Origin of the sequence: Shuttleworthella sp. MSX8B (assembly GCF_000524295.1) — a bacterium.
GTDB lineage: Bacteria > Bacillota > Clostridia > Lachnospirales > Lachnospiraceae > Shuttleworthia > Shuttleworthia satelles.
On record NZ_JAQT01000013.1, the window covers coordinates 25,463 to 41,366 of the forward strand.

Sequence of the window (15,904 nt, forward strand, 5' to 3'; positions counted from 1 at the left end):
ACAGGATTCATTGGATGCGCCTTGCAGGGGCGTTCCATTGCGACCAGAGGATCCGGTGGAGGGACCGCCCTGGTCACCGCGATTAAGGAAGTCCCGGCGCTTGTGTGAGCATCCGTCGGGATTTTTAATTTGGGGCGGGGGAATTGCAGTGGCGACGATGTCTGCTTCTACATCCTTTCTACAGGCGATTCCGCCCGCCTGCAGCGAGGACCTGCACGGGAGATGGTGTCTGCGGCGGGATAGATAGAAGAATTCTGCGGCAAGGGAAAACAGGTGTAGCTACATATGCAAAAAAATGATTTATTTCCCCTGACAATTGAAGATATGGCCGTGGGCGGCGAGGGGATCGGACATGATCAGGGGATGACCTTCTTCGTCAAGGGGGCCGTCCTGGGCGATCAGATCATGGCCCGGGCAACCAAGGTCAAGAAGAACTATGGCTACGCCCGGGTGGAGGAGATCCTGCGGGCCTCTGAGAACCGCGTGCCGGAGGTCTGCCCGATCGCCCGCCAGTGTGGAGGCTGCCAGCTGCAGGCTCTCTCCTACGAGAAGCAGAAGGCCTGGAAGGAGAGGCGGGTGAGAAATGATCTGATCCGTATCGGAGGCTTTGCCCCGGAGCTGGTGGACCGGATCATGGAGCCCATCCTGGGTATGGAGAAGGCTTTCCGTTACCGGAACAAGGCCCAGTTCCCCCTGGGAGCAAATAGGGAGGGAGAGATTATTTCCGGCTTCTACGCGGCCAGGAGTCACCGCATTATCCCAATTGATGACTGCCTCTTAGGGGCGCCGGAGAACGAGAGCATTTTAAAGGCGGTCAAGGACTACATGAGGGCCTGCGGAATCAGGCCATATGACGAGGTCACCGGCAGGGGGCTGGTTCGCCACGTTTTGATCCGCAAGGGCTTTGCCAGCGGACAGATTATGGTCTGCCTGATCATCAATGGCAGGGAATTGCCCCGGCAGCAGAAGCTGGTTGACCGGCTGACAAAGATTGCCGGTATGAAATCAATCTGCATCAACAGCAACTGTAAGCAGACCAATGTCATCATGGGCGACGAGACCCGATGCGTTTGGGGCCAGGAGAGCATTGTGGACTATATCGGCGATATCGCCTTTGCTATCAGTCCCCGGTCTTTCTACCAGGTCAATCCCTATCAGACGGCCCGGCTCTACGAAAAGGCTCTGGAGTACGCGGATCTCAAGGGTCAGGAGAGTGTCTGGGATCTCTACTGCGGGATCGGGACCATCTCTCTTTTCCTGGCCAGGAAGGCGGGACAGGTCTATGGGGTAGAGATTATCCCGGAGGCAATCGAGGACGCGAGAGCCAATGCCAGGAGAAATGACATAGAGAACGCGCATTTCTTCGTGGGAAAGGCGGAGGAAGTGTTGCCGGAATTCTATGAGGGGAAGGGAAGTTTTGCCCAGAGAGCCGGTGAGTCGGAGAAGGGGACGCATAGTCCTGCACAGGATCGCGGTGGACATGGACAGGCGGAGTCCGGGGAGAATATCTGTGACCATGGGCAGGTGGAGTCCAGGGAGAATACCGGTGCTCTAAAAAAGACAGAGGGTAGCCAGGAGAAAAAGGGGAGGGACGCCGTCGTCAGTGACGCCCTGCACCCGGATGTGATTGTAGTGGATCCGCCCCGCAAGGGCTGCGACGGCATTTGCCTTCAGACCATGCTCAGGATGCAGCCGGACCGTATCGTCTATGTCTCCTGCGATCCGGCGACTCTGGCGAGGGATCTGAAGATTCTTTGTCAGGGAGGATATGCGCTAAAGAGGGTCTGCCCGGTGGACCAGTTTCCGCAGACGACGCATGTGGAGACGGTCTGTCTCTTAGTTCTGAGAAATTCTGTTACGCATATCAACATTGATGTGGACGTGGAAGAACTGGTACAGGACAAGCGCGGGCAGGCAACATATGATCAGATCAGAGATAATGTAAAAGCGCAGACCGGTCTGCATGTAACGAATCTGAACATAGCACAGATAAAGCGAAAATGCAGGATCATCGAACGGGAAAACTATAATCTGCCGAAGTCAGAGGATTCCAAACAACCGAACTGCACGAAGGAGAAAGAAGAGGCAATCAAAGAAGCGTTCAAGCACTTTGGAATGATCTAACAGGAGGCAAACAATGGAGCAGCTTATTTCTTGCGAGTACAATATGGATAACGCCTGCGTTGAGCTTTGCTATGTAGGCGGATCAAGGATCACGATAGACACGATAGGTATAGAAAATCAGTTTGCAGAAAACCGGCTCCAGCGTAGTGAGCTGGACTGGCTGATCTACAATAAGCCGCTGGAATATGCTCAGCTTGTTTTGAGCGACGGCTTACAAGAATATCTTTCTGCCAGCTAATCTCTGTTTGCTTTTTAATCGGTGAAACTCCTTAAAGACAAGACTTTTTTGAAAGGCAATTTGCAGAAGTCGTAAATACAATGTATACACGGAGCGATAAAGCTATTATTCAGGAAAACTATAGAAATACTGTATAACCGCTTGACCAATTTCGCTTAAACGAATACAATATACTTGTCGATTTATACCCATTCTTCATGGAGGTATCTTGTGAACGGATATATTACTGTACAAGACGCGGCTAAAAAGTGGGAAATTACTGAACGTCAAGTTCAGATCCTTTGCAAAAGCGGGCGTATAGACGGAGCTCAGAAGTTAAGTCGTATTTGGATTATTCCAGAAAAAGCCGAAAAGCCTACTAAATCTGCTGATATGAGGTGAATATAGGATGGTTAGCAATACCCTTACAATGTTGGATCTCTTTGCCGGAGCTGGTGGGTTATCAGAAGGCTTATCAGAGGCTGGCTTTCATAGCCTTTTTGCTTCAGAAATTGTCCCGGTATACGCTGAGACATACAAGAAAAACCATCCATCTGCGAAAGTGCTAACGGCTGACATTCGTACACTTGATGCCGAACAGATTAGAGAAGAACTTAGGTTACAAAAAGGCGAACTGGATCTTTTGGCTGGAGGGCCCCCGTGTCAGGGATTTTCAATAAATGCTCCAGTTAGAAGCGTGCTTGATCAACGTAACCATCTATTCAAAGAATATCTTCGCTTTGTGGACGCCTTTCAGCCAAGAGCTGTTCTTATAGAGAATGTACCTGGGTTAGTATCTTTTGAACACGGGGCAACATTACACGCAATTCTTGATTCTCTTGCCGAATTAGGTTATGGAGCGGATGTCCGAATTCTTGGTGCTGCCTATTATGGGGTTCCTCAAATGCGTTGGAGAACCATTATCATTGGCGTAAGAGGAGCAGAGCTTCCCACGATGGTTTTCCCCGAGCCGATTTATCATGCTCCGATTAGGCCGAATTTCACAACAACGTTTGATGGACAAGTCTTGGTAAAATATCCATCAGAACTAGCGTCATCTCGCTTTACTACTGTTCAAGAAGCCATAGGTGATTTGCCGCCTCTTAAGGCCGGTGAAAAAGGGGCTAATGTAAAAGAATATCTATGTGCTCCTGTATGTGATTATCAAAGAAGGTTACGCATAGGAAGTAGCGGAGTCTATAACCATGAAGCTCCGAAACTTTCAAAAATCAATCTGGAGCGCTTGAAATACATAAAACCCGGCGGTAACTGGACTGATATACCAGATGATATGTTACCAAAGGGAATGCAACTTGCGAGAAAATCTGATCATACAAAACGGTATGGAAGAGTGGAACCTAACGGATTGGCATCGACAATACTAACGAAGTGTGATCCGCATTGGGGAGCTTTTTTCCACTATGAACAAGAACGATCCTTTACGGTTCGAGAAGCCGCAAGAATACAGTCGTTTCCTGATCATTATATCTTTACAGGATCGCAGGCGGAACAATTCGCCCAAGTTGGGAACGCAGTTCCGCCGCTATTGGCAGAAGCTGTTGGACTTGCAATAAAGTCTATTTTACAGGAGGTAAAATAATATGGCGGGCTATATCTCTGAATTCTTCGGGTATCGAGCAGAGGACTCTTCTGCCGTTGCCCTTTGCGCAGCAAATCAAAAGAGGTGTCCGTTTCTTGGGACACAGTGCACTAAAGTTCTGTCTCGAGATCGTACAGTTTCTGGTGTCTGCTCTATCCATCAGAGTTCAGATAAATCTCCTGATGTCATTTGCTGCCCAATAAGAATATACGCTGATGACTATAAAATGTTGAAAACTATAGCAAGATCAGCATTCAAAAAAGAATACAATCTCTATTCTGGCCGAGCTGCTGTTGCTAGGGCAAAAAACGAAGGAGGAGCGATTGCTGTCTTTGGACATGGATGGGGTGGAGAGTTACGCCTGCCTCAGAGGAAAGGAACAGGATCGTATTTTGTTGATTGGGTTCTTGCGCTTTTAGATGAAGCAGGTGAATTGATAGAATTTACCGCTATTGAGGTTCAGACTATTGATACTACCGGAAATTATCGAGAGGCAAGAGCGGCGTTATTAAAAGACAGATCCTTAAAATCCGATACAGTTGGATTAAACTGGGAGAATGTTTCGAAACGAATTATCCCGCAACTTATATACAAAGGTCAGGTGCTGCAACGAGAGGATTTATGCCGTACAGGACTTTACTTTGTATGCCCGCGTCCTGTTTATGATCGTGTGTTGAATAGACTTGGCGGAAAGGATAAAATACCTAAATTTCCGACACAGCCAGCATCAATTCACTTCATTTCATACGATTACTTAAGCTCGTTTTCTGATATTGCAGATGGAGAAATTGTTCCATTGGGTATTACAGAGGAGCATTGCACAACTGTTTATAAGGTTCAAGAAGCGTTCTCGGCTATGGACTTGCCGGAAGGAAACGTATATCGAGATGCAATAAGGCGCTCACTATATGGCAATGAAGAGTGAAAAAGGCAAAGGTTGTATTACAAAAGGGGATATTGCTGGCCGCAGGCGGTGCTTTTAACGCATTGCTTATAAAGAAAAAGCGGAGTGAGGAGAAATGATAAAAAAATTACACATAACACAGTACCGGAAACTTAAAGATTTAGAGCTGGACTTCGCACCGGGAATAAACGCGATTTCTGGAACTAATGGTACATGTAAGACATCCCTATTGCACTTATTTAGCAATTCGCTTCAATCGGTTACTAGAAGTTGTGATTGGGTAACCGATAAAAAATGCCTACAAGTGATAAATGCCGTAAACGCTGTGACAAACCCCAAAGTTGAGACTTTAACGCGTGGTGATAAGCAATACAATGATCCTGCACACGGAGTTAGTGGAGTGCTGTTTAATGTTGACTATTGGGGTCAGGAGTCTCTTGGGTTCCGACGTCACAATTCTTCAATTAATACCCGGTACGCAATCAAACCTCTATACAAAAGAGGTTCTCACGAAAAGTTGCCGTATTGTCCTGTTATTTATCTTGGGTTGTCCAGGCTTGTGCCTTATGGTGAATTCCAAAATGACGAAGCAATTGAAGGCATACGCAAAGCACTTCCTGCTGAATACCAAAATGAGATCAACGAGCTATATAGAAAATTCACGCACTATGAAATCACATATAATTCAGCACAGCAAATGGGTGATTTAAAAACGCGAGCTGAGTTTTCAAGTAATTTTGAAGGCATTGATTCGAATACAATATCTGCCGGTGAAGATAATCTATATATTATTCTTGCGGCCATCGTGTCTTTGAAGTATTACTATAATTCAATTAACTCGCAGCGTGATATCGAAAGTGTTTTACTTGTGGATGAACTGGATGCAACGCTACACCCTGCGTATCAGATTAAGGTTTTAAATGTTCTCAGGGAGTATTGTGCACAATATAAAATTCAAGCGGTATTTACAACGCATAGTATGTCAGCTATTGAAGATTTACTTGCCAAAAAAGATAATGTCATTTATCTTCTCGATAACATTACGAGTGTTGTAAAAATGGATGACCCTGATTTTTATAAAATCAAAATGCATTTGAGCTCTCTGACAAAAGAGAATATATACCAAGACAAAATTATTCCAATCTTTACTGAAGATGAGGAAGCCAGATTCTTGCTAAGGATGATGTTTGATTATTTTTCTGTTAAACATCCAGAAGAATTTGCATCAGTTCATAATCTGTTTTATTTGGTAAAGGCCAGCCTTGGAGCTGATAGTTTGTCCAATATTTTTAAAGATAGCAAAATGCTTCGCATGACGATGAGTTCCATTTGTGTGTTGGATGGAGACCATGCGTCTGATCTCTCCAATTGTATTATCGCTTTACCAGGAAAGAATAACCACGATGCACCGGCGGGATTATCTCCAGAACAACTCCTTTTAGAATACGCTCAAATAATATATGATGCTGATGATGCTTTTTGGACGGACCGTGTAATCGTAGATAAAGGATATAGCAAGCCTTATTATTTGGAGCATATCTGTGATCCATGGCAGCAATTTCAAGAAGATGAAGCAAATGGAAGAGCAAACAAGAAACGTAGAGTGTTTGTAAAGGAACTGTTTAATAACGAAAAGACATTTTTTGAATTGCTATTTAAACATTGGCTACATAACCCAGATAATACGGCTATGCTAAATAAGTTCTACTACGATTTGAAGATACTGTTCAAAAAAGTCGCTATGTATAACGAAATAAATCCTAATGAATGGAAATAGAATCTTGATGGAAAGGAGCTATGTAAATGCCACAGACATATACGCCATTACGGTATCCTGGCGGGAAGACTAAATTATATAGCTATGTTAAAACCATCATAGATGCTAATAATCTCCATGGCACATATATAGAGCCTTTTGCCGGAGGAGCTGGGCTGGCTTTAAAGCTTTTATTCAAGAATGATGTAAAACGTATTGTGATTAACGATTCAGATCCAGCAATTTATGCTATATGGCAGGCAATTCTTGAATCGCCCGATGAACTGTGTCGTTTTATTATGGAGGTTCCATTAACTATAGATGAATGGGAGCATCAGAGAAACTTGTATATGACTTTGCATGATGCGCCTTCAATAGAACTAGCCAAATCGGCCTTTTACTTAAACCGGACGAATATTTCTGGTGTCATAATGGCTGGTGTCATTGGCGGAAAAAAACAAACAGGAAATTATAAAATAGATGCTCGTTTTAACAGAGCTGAACTGGTTAGAAAAATCAATGATATATATCAGAAGCGAGAAAATATAGATATATATAATTTAGATGCGCTTCGTTTCCTTGAGCCAGCAGTGTTTCGTCATTACTATAAAGCGTTCATAAACTTTGATCCGCCTTATGTGGTTAAGGGTAGTGAATTGTATATGAATGCATATCAGGAAATAGATCATCGACACCTTAGAGATGCAATTCAAAAATGCACCAGAAAATGGATTGTAACCTATGATGTATGTGATTTAATTGCGGAACTGTATGGAGAGTATCGTAGTAGCTTATTGGATCTTACCTACAGCGCAAATGGATCAAGAAAAGCTAAGGAGTTTATATTCTTTAGTGATAATCTTGTCGTGCCGGATACGATTGCATTATGTGAATAAATAAGCCTGAATGTTCAATGAAAAGATTGGTGTTTGAAATGGCAGGAAATGAGACAAGTAAATTCATTGCGCTGATTCTACGGCATAAGCCGGAGGAAATCGGGATCTCTCTTGATGAGCATGGCTGGGCAAACGTTGACGAGCTGATTGCCGGAATTGCAAAATCGCATATCACGGGCCGTCCGCAGTTCATGGAGATGCTTCAGGCGATACAGAACGGTGCCGACGTGGACTACGTCATCATCAATACGCTTACCCGCTTCGGAAGGAACGCGGCGGACTCGACGAACGCCTTGCAGATTCTCGACGATTACAAGGTGAACCTGTACTGCATTCAGGAGCACCTCGACAGTTTTGGAATCGGCAAGACGATTATCCAGATTTCGTCAGCGTTTGCCGAGATGGAGCGAGAGAACATCCGCGAGACGATGAGGGCAGGACGGTATCAGAAAGCCCGCATGGGCTTATGGAACGGGGCACAGGACCCGTTCGGCTACCGTATCGAAAAAGGTGGCGACGGCATCCTGAAAATCGACGAGGAGGAAGCCGAGGTCGTCCGCCTTATCTTTGACAAGTACGTTGCCGAGGAAGGCGGCGTGAACGGCATCGCTACATGGCTGAACACGCACGGCTACCAGAAGAAGCTGAGAGGAAACGGTAAGTACACGTTCTTCTCTCCGACGAGCGTGAAGCATATTATCGACAATCCTGTCTATATGGGAAAGATTGCCTATGGTCGGCGTCAGATGGAGCCGATAAAGGGCGAGCGCGGCGAGTACCATGCAGTGAAACAGAAAGAGTACTTAGTGAGCGACGGGAGGCATGAACCGATTGTCTCAAAAGAGACGTGGGAGGCGGAGTCAAGGCTGTTTCCAAGGAATCGGAGCGGGCACGCCAATCTTTTGACAGGCGTCCTTGTCTGCCCGGTGTGTGGTCGCCACATGATAGCGAACTTTACCAAGGGAAGGACGAAGAAGGACGGTACGAGGGGCAAGGACACGTACGCCTACCAGTGCAAGTATTCGAAGAAGGCGATGGGGCCAAGCTGCACGTTCAAGCGGCAGTTCCGGCAGGAAATAGTGGATTCCGCCGTCATATCGGCTGTCAAAGCCGTTTCGCGTTCCAAGCGGTTTGAGGAGCGGATACGGCATGAGCTGGAGGAGTCCACGGACATCAAGGCGCTGGAAGAAGAGCTGGAGCGGATGAAGAAGTCACTCTCTGACAACGAGTCCGCAATAGCCATGCTGTCGCGCCAGCTGGACTCTCTGGATGCGTCCGACAGGAACTACGAGCGCAAGTATGACGACATGCAAAGACGACTGGATAGCCTGTATGACGCGAACGCCGACAAGAGAGACAAGCTTGACGAGGCACTTGCAAAAGAGGAGGCAGTTCGTCAGGGCAGGCTAACGGCGGATTACGTCTATTCGCAGATTGATAAGTTTGCCGACGAGTTCGATTTGCTGAAGGACGACGAGAAGAAGGGTCTATTGTGGAGCGCGTGGAGATTGACTCCGACGCGAACCCGAAGGAGGGCGACGTCGTGGTGTCGAAGATTCGCTTCAAGGTACCTGTCGAGTTCGGAGTCGCGCCAGCAGCAGAAGGAAAGCCGACACTCTCTGGCGTGAAGGAATGGTCACCGCGAACGAGCGGTGACACGGACTATATCGGCAATCTTCAGGAGACGCTTGAAGAAGGAATTGATTCCGTCAAAAAAAGTCGGGTTAAAGAGGATACAACCGAGACCATAGCGTTGATACAAAGAGTGAAATCGTAAAAATCCTGCATTTTAAGCAGTTTTACAAGCATTATGTCTTTAATGAAGATGGCGATGGAGGAAGAAAAAAAGTCCTAAAAAATCATATTGATGTTTATGTTTGCATTGATATGGTGTGTGGAGATACAAAGGAGGTTTTTGAAAGTGAGGACGAATAAATGGTAAGGTGGCTAATAGAAAAAATCTTATTTCCAAATTAGCCTTTTGCTTAGTATCTTCACTGCATTTCTGTCATTCCTACTTGGTATCGGAACAGCCCTACTGTATTTTCTGAAAGACTAAAATCTACTTGGACCGGTTCGTAAAATATAATGATGTTGTATTGGCGTTGCACGAATAATTGCATATACTATGGCCAGAAACGGAGGTGTATGCAATGGCAATTACGAATCTGAATATCAGAGTGGATAAGGATATCAAGGATCAGGCTGATCGGATTTACTCGGAACTGGGAATGAATATGACAACCGCTATCAATATGTTTCTGCGGACTACCATCAGGGAACATGGGATTCCTTTTTCTCTTAAGCTGGATGTGCCGAATGAAGTGACCGCTGCCGCCATCGAAGAAGGCAGACATCTTGCTTCGGACAGCAGCGTAAAGGGTTATACCAATAAGGACGATCTCAGGGCGGCACTGGAAGAATGAAGTACGAAGTCAAATTTACAAACCAGTTCAAGAAAGATCTGAAGCTGGCAAAAAGCAGAATAAGGATCTGGACAAACTTTTCGAGGTCGTGAATATTTTGGCTGACGGCGGCACACTGGATGCGAAACATCGCGACCATGATTTGTCCGGAAATTATAAAGGAACGAGAGAATGCCACATCGAGCCGGACTGGCTTCTGATTTCAGAGAGACACTGCTGAGACGGTTGGAAGCAGTGTTGGATCAGACCCCGCGTATGTCATTAGAATTGCCGGCATATGTCTTTGAGCCAATTATCGTTTCGCCGTATGGGACCATCAGAGACTATAAGGTTCATTTCTTTGATGGGTAACCAAAATGTGAGAAGTGTAACACGGAATTAGAATTTATTCTTAATCCGCGATCAGGGAAGAACCGGTGTCCAAAGTGCGGGGCGGACAACATGAGAGTCAGTCATTTTGGGTATTACGATTGATTGGAGGATATAATGGGCGAAGTCAGAGAGGTTTTTGATGTAAACCAACATCCCCGGAAATATGGCGAAATCACTGACCTCGAGAGAAGAATAACTGCTATTAAAAAAAGATTTGCGGAAATATACGATGGTGAGTTTATTGATGATTATGGCATCAATTCCTGGGGCTTTAAAACGCCTCATGGTACTCGGTTTGTTGTAAATGGCATCTATGAATGGAAGAAGGTTTTCCTGGAATATGATGACGGTGAAGATGGGAACATGGTTCCAATAGATGAGTTTGATGAAGACCGTATGTTTCAAGAACTTCATGAAGAAATACTTATATGCGAGAGAGATGAACAGAAAGCCGCAGAGAACGCATTTCGTATTTATAAGACTGAACAACATGATAAAGGGGTGTTAATACGGTTCCGCTTTTGGGGGAATCACGAAAAGGTTGAAGCCCTATATTCACATAAAAATGTTTTGATCGATGGTAAGACTTATAGCTATATTAGGGTCGATGATTCGATCCAAGCAATTGTGATCTCTGAAGATTTGGAAATGGATTTATATGATCACTGGATCCAGTTTATATAAAGGTGGCAATTATCAATGGGTTGGACAGAACGAGAAACGGTACTGACATCGTATGAAGAAATTATAAAATATCTGGAAGACCAAGACGGCTTTCATGATTATCGAATTGGGAATGTTCATTATGATGGGAGCAAGGCGGATGTGACGATTGAAGAAGTTGTTCCAGGGGCAAAAATACAGGATAGCACCGGCCTCGTGTGGGACTTCCATTTCAAGGGGGTTACTTCTTTTGAGATGTCTGTCGATGTTGTTATGGGCTTTTGGATTTACGAAGTAGAGCGTGGGGAAAAGCCAAATGAGATTGCTTTTAATCTTGACTCAGGTTTCCTCGGCATAGCTGCAGAGCATATTGAATTCGGAATTCCGTCTCAGGAAAAAAGCGAGGCATGATTTATGGGTGAATATTATAACTGGGTTAATGTTGATAAAAGAGAATACATTTGCCCTGCGGATTTTGACTACGGGAACAAGTTTCATGAATCCATGCATAAAGATAGTATACCGCTTCACGCACTTCATACCTTGTTGAACGATGAGTGGAAAGGAGACCATGTTCTTTGGTTTGGAGATGAATGCTCGGTTTCAAATCCGTTTCCCAACAAGATAATTCAGACTCTTTATGATCAGTCGGCGGCATTCGGATATCCGGGAGATGCTTTTGACATGATATGTGAGTCTTACAGAAATGTATCGTGTCTTTTTAGGGAGGCGGAAAAAGATGTCCGTGAAGAGATAGGCTATTACATAGAGGAATTGAGGGACTACGGTAGACTCGATCGTTTTAACGAATACGGAATAGATTTTGAAAAGCCTTTTCAAGGACTCTTTATAAAGCAGGCGAAGAGATATAAGTACACCCTCAACCACACGAAAAAAGTATATTATTCTCTTGATGAAACTGTTGTGCTGTATCAAGACCATACAAGAAATGATTACTCTGACCCTCTTCCAATCCTAATGGGATATGGAAGGGTTACGGAACCGGGAGAATGGCTTGGAGATATTATCGGTGTTTCAGATCAACGACCAGAAGGATACGTGTTGCTGAAAGAATTATTTGTAGATTGGTAACAGCTTATGAAACGAGAAATCAGACAGGGGTGGCCTGGCGAAGATACATGGCGTTACGGAAGAATAAAAGGCATTATTGAGTTTGCTGAACGATATTTTCCCAAGGATCTGAACCGGCAAAGCGAGACAAGGGCTATGCATGGCATACAGCCATTGGCCTGCAGGCGGTTGACGGGCTAAAGACATCAGAATATCTTGTGCATACTGCCGTCCGGAATATCGAGGGCGAGATTTCCTTTGAAGAGGCAAATGCGCTTTTGCAGGTCTATTACGAGGGAAATCCTACCCGTGATGCGTCAGACCGCACCGAGGAAGCTGACAAGGTTTCCGCACGGATTGCTGCGCTGCTTTCCGATTCATAACCGGACATTGCATATTAGTGGAACATTTAAAGAAACAGAAAAACCGGACATTGAAATTACAAAATCGGACATTGAGACGTTAAAACTGGACATTGAAAAATCATTCCAGCCGAAAACAGCAAGTCATATTTTGAAACTTCGTGAAGCATTTCCGGGTCAGACGATCTTTGGACGCTCAGCTGTGATGAAGGTGGTTGATATTAAAGCATCCAGAGCCTCTGATCTTCTGAGGGCAATGGTGGAATATGGAGTCATTGAATCTGTGTCGGGACATGGCAAAGGTAAATATCAATTTCGGCAACATTAGAGTTGAGACGATGGAATTTCAGACTTGTTCCCTCAGAGTGAAGTCTTGAGACGATTGGCAATTCTGTAAGGGTGTATATAATAGATAAGAGCAAGGGCTTTGACCTGTTTCCGCGAACGCACAAGGGCAAGAACAGGTGTGTTTTAAGGCAAAAACTCCCCGCACAAATTCATTGTCATTCAACTGCATTGAAAGAAGGCTTTTATTATGAGCAAAATCGTAATTATGGAATCCCTTGGCATCTCTGCCGAAGAGCTTGCTGCCCGCAAAGCACCTTTTGAAGCGCAGGGTCATGTGTTTGTGGACTATCCCAAAACCACCGATTCCGCCCAGCTGGTCGAAGAAGCCAAGGATGCAGATGCCATGATCCTTGCCAATATGCCGATGCCAGCCGATGTCCTGCGCAAATGTGATAAGCTCAAGTTTATCGATGTCGCTTTTACCGGTGTGGATCATGTTGGTCTGGATGCTGCCAAGGAGAAGAATATCGCCGTCAGCAACGCTTCCGGTTACTCCAATGAGGCAGTTTCCGAGCTGGTTATCGGTACGACTCTTTCTCTTGCCCGAAATCTCCGCAGCGTGGAAGACCGCTGCCGTGAAGGAAAGGACAAGACTGGTCTTGTCGGCTGGGAGATTAAGGGCAAAACGGTCGGTATTATCGGTCTTGGCAAAATCGGTACCCGGACTGGCGAACTGTTCCACGCATTTGGTGCTAATGTTCTGGCTCAGAGCCGTACGCACCATGATGGCGTTGCAGGATACATCGAGCAGGTCACTCAGGACGAATTACTCCGCCGCTCGGACATCGTTGTTCTGCATTGCCCGCTGAATGATTCCACCCGTGGCATGATCAACGCAGAAAAGCTTGCGATGATGAAACCCACCGCTCTTCTGGTCAATGTTGCGCGCGGCCCTGTTGTCGCGGAAAAAGACCTCACCGTAGCGCTTGAAAACGGTGTGATTGCCGGTGCTGCCATTGATGTCTTTGATAAAGAGCCGCCGCTGGACACCGCCTCTCCCATCCTGCATGCCCCCAACTGCCTTGTAACTCCCCATGTCGCATTTGCCACGCAGCAGTCTATGAGTCTCCGAGCCGAGATTGTCTTTGATAATCTCGCCAAATGGATGGAAGGTCATCAGATCAACGTCATTCTCTGATTTCTCCTGTATTTACTATTTTCTTTGAACCATTTCTCCTTAAAAACAGTCCAGCGCAGCAGATGCACCTACTGTACAGCTTCCTGTTCTGGAAACGGATGTTTTGGTTGCCGGTGCTGGTACGGCCGGCTGCATCGCTGCAATCGCAGCTGCACGCCAAAGCGCATCTGTCATCCAGATCGAAAAACTGCCCGTTTCCGGCGGCATTCCTCAAGAGCAAAAGATTGATGGATGGCGGCGCCATCGCCAGCGGTGTAAGCGGATGGAGCCGGTAAGTAACTGGCTCCATACTATGCTCCAGAAATTCGGCAGTGACACGAACCTCCGGAGGAATCCGTGATTATCAGGAAGAAGACTTGAAGTGGGTGGAGGTGGCTGTCTGCATGCGCAATGCCGGTCTGCCTATTGAAGGATTGATCTGGACGAAGTAGGGAGGATTTATCATGGAAAAAATAGTTCAAACAGCAGGAAGAGATGCGCTGGGAGAGTTCGCTCCGGAGTTTGCGCATTTCAATGATGATATTCTCTTCGGCGAGAACTGGAACAACGAGGATATTGATCTGAAGACTAGAAGCATCATCACAGTGGTTACTTTGATGGCACAGGGAATCACAGATTCATCCTTGAAATTTCATCTTCAGAACGCGAAGAATCATGGCGTGACGAAGAAGGAAATTGCGGCTATTGTCACACATGCCGCATTCTATGCAGGATGGCCGAAGGCCTGGGCTGTGTTTCACCTCGCAAAAGAAGTATGGACGGAGGAATGATATATGTATCAGGAAATGAAGGAATTAAGTAATGGAGTAGAAATTCCTGTGCTGGCTCTTGGCACATGGCTTATTGATAATGACAAGGCGGCCGATGCCGTAAAATTCGCCGTGCGGATGGGCTATCGTCACATAGATACGGCGCAGGCTTATGGAAATGAGCGTGGTGTGGGCGAAGGGATCCGCGCTTGCGGCGTGCCGAGAGAGCAGATCTTTGTCACATCAAAGGTTGCCGCGGAGTACAAGACCTATGAGGAGGCTGCGGCAAGCATTGACAAGACTCTTGCTGACATGGGACTTGATTATCTTGATATGATGATTATTCACAGCCCACAGCCCTGGGACAAAGTAAATCAGAGTGAGGATCGCTATGTGGAGGGCAATCGCGCAGCTTGGAGAGCACTGGAGGATGCTTACAAGGCAGGAAAGCTTCGTGCCATCGGTGTATCCAATTTTCTACAGGAAGATATTGAAAGCCTGTGGGAAACGGCAGAAATCAAGCCAATGGTTAATCAGGTGCTTTGCCATATTTCCAATTCACCTTTGGAACTGATTGGATATTGCCAGAAGAAGGGCATCGTGATGGAGGCATATTCTCCGGTTGCTCACGGCGAGGCACTTAAAATCAGGGCAATCGCTGATATGGCTGAAAAGTATGAGGTTACAATTCCACAGCTGTGCATTCGTTTTGATATTCAGCTTGGTATGATTGTCCTGCCGAAGACGGCAAATCCGGAGCATATGAAGACGAATGCAGCTGTTGATTTCGTAATCTCAGATGAAGACATGGAAATCCTCAAGCACTTGGAAAAGATGAAGGACTATGGTGAACATAGCTTCTTCCCTGTATTCGGAGGAAAACTGTAAGTGAATTAATTTGTGGGGGACTATTTGTGAGCAATATAGGAAAATTTGCTTTAACGAGTAGTCAAATAGATATCAGATGTGTGCAGGCCAAACAGATGTCAAACGCTGATCGCGGATGTCATTACCGATGACCGGAATGGATCAAAATAGTTGATGATGCGGGACTTACAAGATCTATGTCGAGAAAAGGCTGTTCACCAGACAACGTTGCCTGTGAAGGCTTCTTCGGACATCTAAAAAACGAGATGTTCTATAACCGAAGTTAGGAAGGCTGTTCGATTGCTGCGTTAAAATATGAGATCGACAGTTATATTCGCTGGTACTGCACAGATCGAATCAACACTCGGAGGGCTCAGTCCTCTTCAATATAGAAAGGAGTTGGGGGTGGCT

General features: G+C 45.7%; 16 protein-coding genes and 3 pseudogenes. All 19 read left to right on the forward strand.

The genetic code is table 11. The features are described from left to right. The first annotated feature begins 285 nt into the window (after window positions 1–285). Entirely contained in the window at window positions 286–2,124 is a 1,839-nt protein-coding gene (gene rlmD, locus HMPREF1508_RS10525; RefSeq protein WP_044959470.1) for a 23S rRNA (uracil(1939)-C(5))-methyltransferase RlmD, read from the forward strand. A 13-nt stretch (window positions 2,125–2,137) separates the two neighbouring features. Beyond that, window positions 2,138–2,362 (forward strand): DUF6061 family protein, encoded by a 225-nt coding sequence (locus tag HMPREF1508_RS03615; protein ID WP_044959473.1) that lies wholly within the window; start codon window positions 2,138–2,140, stop codon window positions 2,360–2,362. Window positions 2,363–2,572: 210 nt separating this feature from the next. Further along, window positions 2,573–2,743 carry a DNA-binding protein gene (locus HMPREF1508_RS09875; RefSeq protein ID WP_084640231.1) on the forward strand — a complete coding sequence of 57 codons (171 nt, stop codon included), beginning with the start codon at window positions 2,573–2,575 and terminating at the stop codon, window positions 2,741–2,743. Window positions 2,744–2,750: 7 nt separating this feature from the next. After that, a complete protein-coding gene (locus tag HMPREF1508_RS03620; protein WP_044959475.1) occupies window positions 2,751–3,941 on the forward strand; it encodes a DNA cytosine methyltransferase in 1,191 nt (396 codons plus the stop codon). A gap of 1 nt (window position 3,942) precedes the next feature. After that, window positions 3,943–4,866, forward strand: a complete 924-nt coding sequence (locus tag HMPREF1508_RS03625; protein WP_044959477.1) for a NotI family restriction endonuclease — start codon at window positions 3,943–3,945, stop codon at window positions 4,864–4,866. Between the two features lie 94 nt (window positions 4,867–4,960). Continuing rightward, window positions 4,961–6,622, forward strand: coding sequence for an AAA family ATPase (locus tag HMPREF1508_RS03630; protein ID WP_044959479.1), 1,662 nt, complete (start codon window positions 4,961–4,963; stop codon window positions 6,620–6,622). Between the two features lie 26 nt (window positions 6,623–6,648). Continuing rightward, entirely contained in the window at window positions 6,649–7,497 is an 849-nt protein-coding gene (locus tag HMPREF1508_RS03635) for a DNA adenine methylase (protein WP_044959482.1), read from the forward strand. Window positions 7,498–7,535: 38 nt separating this feature from the next. Beyond that, window positions 7,536–9,125 (forward strand): recombinase family protein, encoded by a 1,590-nt coding sequence (locus HMPREF1508_RS03640; protein WP_198015556.1) that lies wholly within the window; start codon window positions 7,536–7,538, stop codon window positions 9,123–9,125. A 525-nt stretch (window positions 9,126–9,650) separates the two neighbouring features. Continuing rightward, window positions 9,651–9,923, forward strand: coding sequence for a type II toxin-antitoxin system RelB/DinJ family antitoxin (locus HMPREF1508_RS03645; RefSeq protein WP_044959484.1), 273 nt, complete (start codon window positions 9,651–9,653; stop codon window positions 9,921–9,923). Beyond that, window positions 9,920–10,143, forward strand: a pseudogene (locus HMPREF1508_RS10785) (type II toxin-antitoxin system YafQ family toxin). The gene HMPREF1508_RS03645 and the pseudogene HMPREF1508_RS10785 overlap by 4 nt, the downstream one beginning before the upstream one ends. Window positions 10,144–10,409: 266 nt before the next feature. Beyond that, the gene (locus HMPREF1508_RS03650; protein ID WP_044959487.1) at window positions 10,410–10,979 is read left to right on the forward strand and encodes a hypothetical protein; all 570 of its coding nucleotides are present in this window, start codon (window positions 10,410–10,412) and stop codon (window positions 10,977–10,979) included. A gap of 15 nt (window positions 10,980–10,994) precedes the next feature. Then, on the forward strand, window positions 10,995–11,369 hold the full coding sequence (locus HMPREF1508_RS03655; protein ID WP_044959490.1) for a hypothetical protein: 375 nt from the start codon (window positions 10,995–10,997) through the stop codon (window positions 11,367–11,369). Window positions 11,370–11,372: 3 nt separating this feature from the next. Next, window positions 11,373–12,050, forward strand: a complete 678-nt coding sequence (locus tag HMPREF1508_RS03660; protein WP_044959493.1) for a hypothetical protein — start codon at window positions 11,373–11,375, stop codon at window positions 12,048–12,050. Between the two features lie 291 nt (window positions 12,051–12,341). After that, window positions 12,342–12,719: a hypothetical protein gene (locus HMPREF1508_RS03665; protein ID WP_330365249.1), complete on the forward strand. Its 378-nt coding sequence runs from the start codon at window positions 12,342–12,344 to the stop codon at window positions 12,717–12,719. 207 nt (window positions 12,720–12,926) lie between these two features. Beyond that, window positions 12,927–13,877 (forward strand): NAD(P)-dependent oxidoreductase, encoded by a 951-nt coding sequence (locus tag HMPREF1508_RS03670; RefSeq protein ID WP_044959496.1) that lies wholly within the window; start codon window positions 12,927–12,929, stop codon window positions 13,875–13,877. A 103-nt stretch (window positions 13,878–13,980) separates the two neighbouring features. Next, window positions 13,981–14,217, forward strand: a complete 237-nt coding sequence (locus HMPREF1508_RS10860; RefSeq protein WP_044959498.1) for an FAD-dependent oxidoreductase — start codon at window positions 13,981–13,983, stop codon at window positions 14,215–14,217. A 103-nt stretch (window positions 14,218–14,320) separates the two neighbouring features. Continuing rightward, window positions 14,321–14,635, forward strand: a pseudogene (locus HMPREF1508_RS03680) (carboxymuconolactone decarboxylase family protein); the annotation flags it as partial. Between the two features lie 15 nt (window positions 14,636–14,650). Then, window positions 14,651–15,514: an aldo/keto reductase gene (locus tag HMPREF1508_RS03685; protein ID WP_044959501.1), complete on the forward strand. Its 864-nt coding sequence runs from the start codon at window positions 14,651–14,653 to the stop codon at window positions 15,512–15,514. Window positions 15,515–15,615: 101 nt separating this feature from the next. Beyond that, window positions 15,616–15,777, forward strand: a pseudogene (locus HMPREF1508_RS10865) (IS3 family transposase); the annotation flags it as partial. Between the last annotated feature and the right edge of the window lie 127 nt (window positions 15,778–15,904).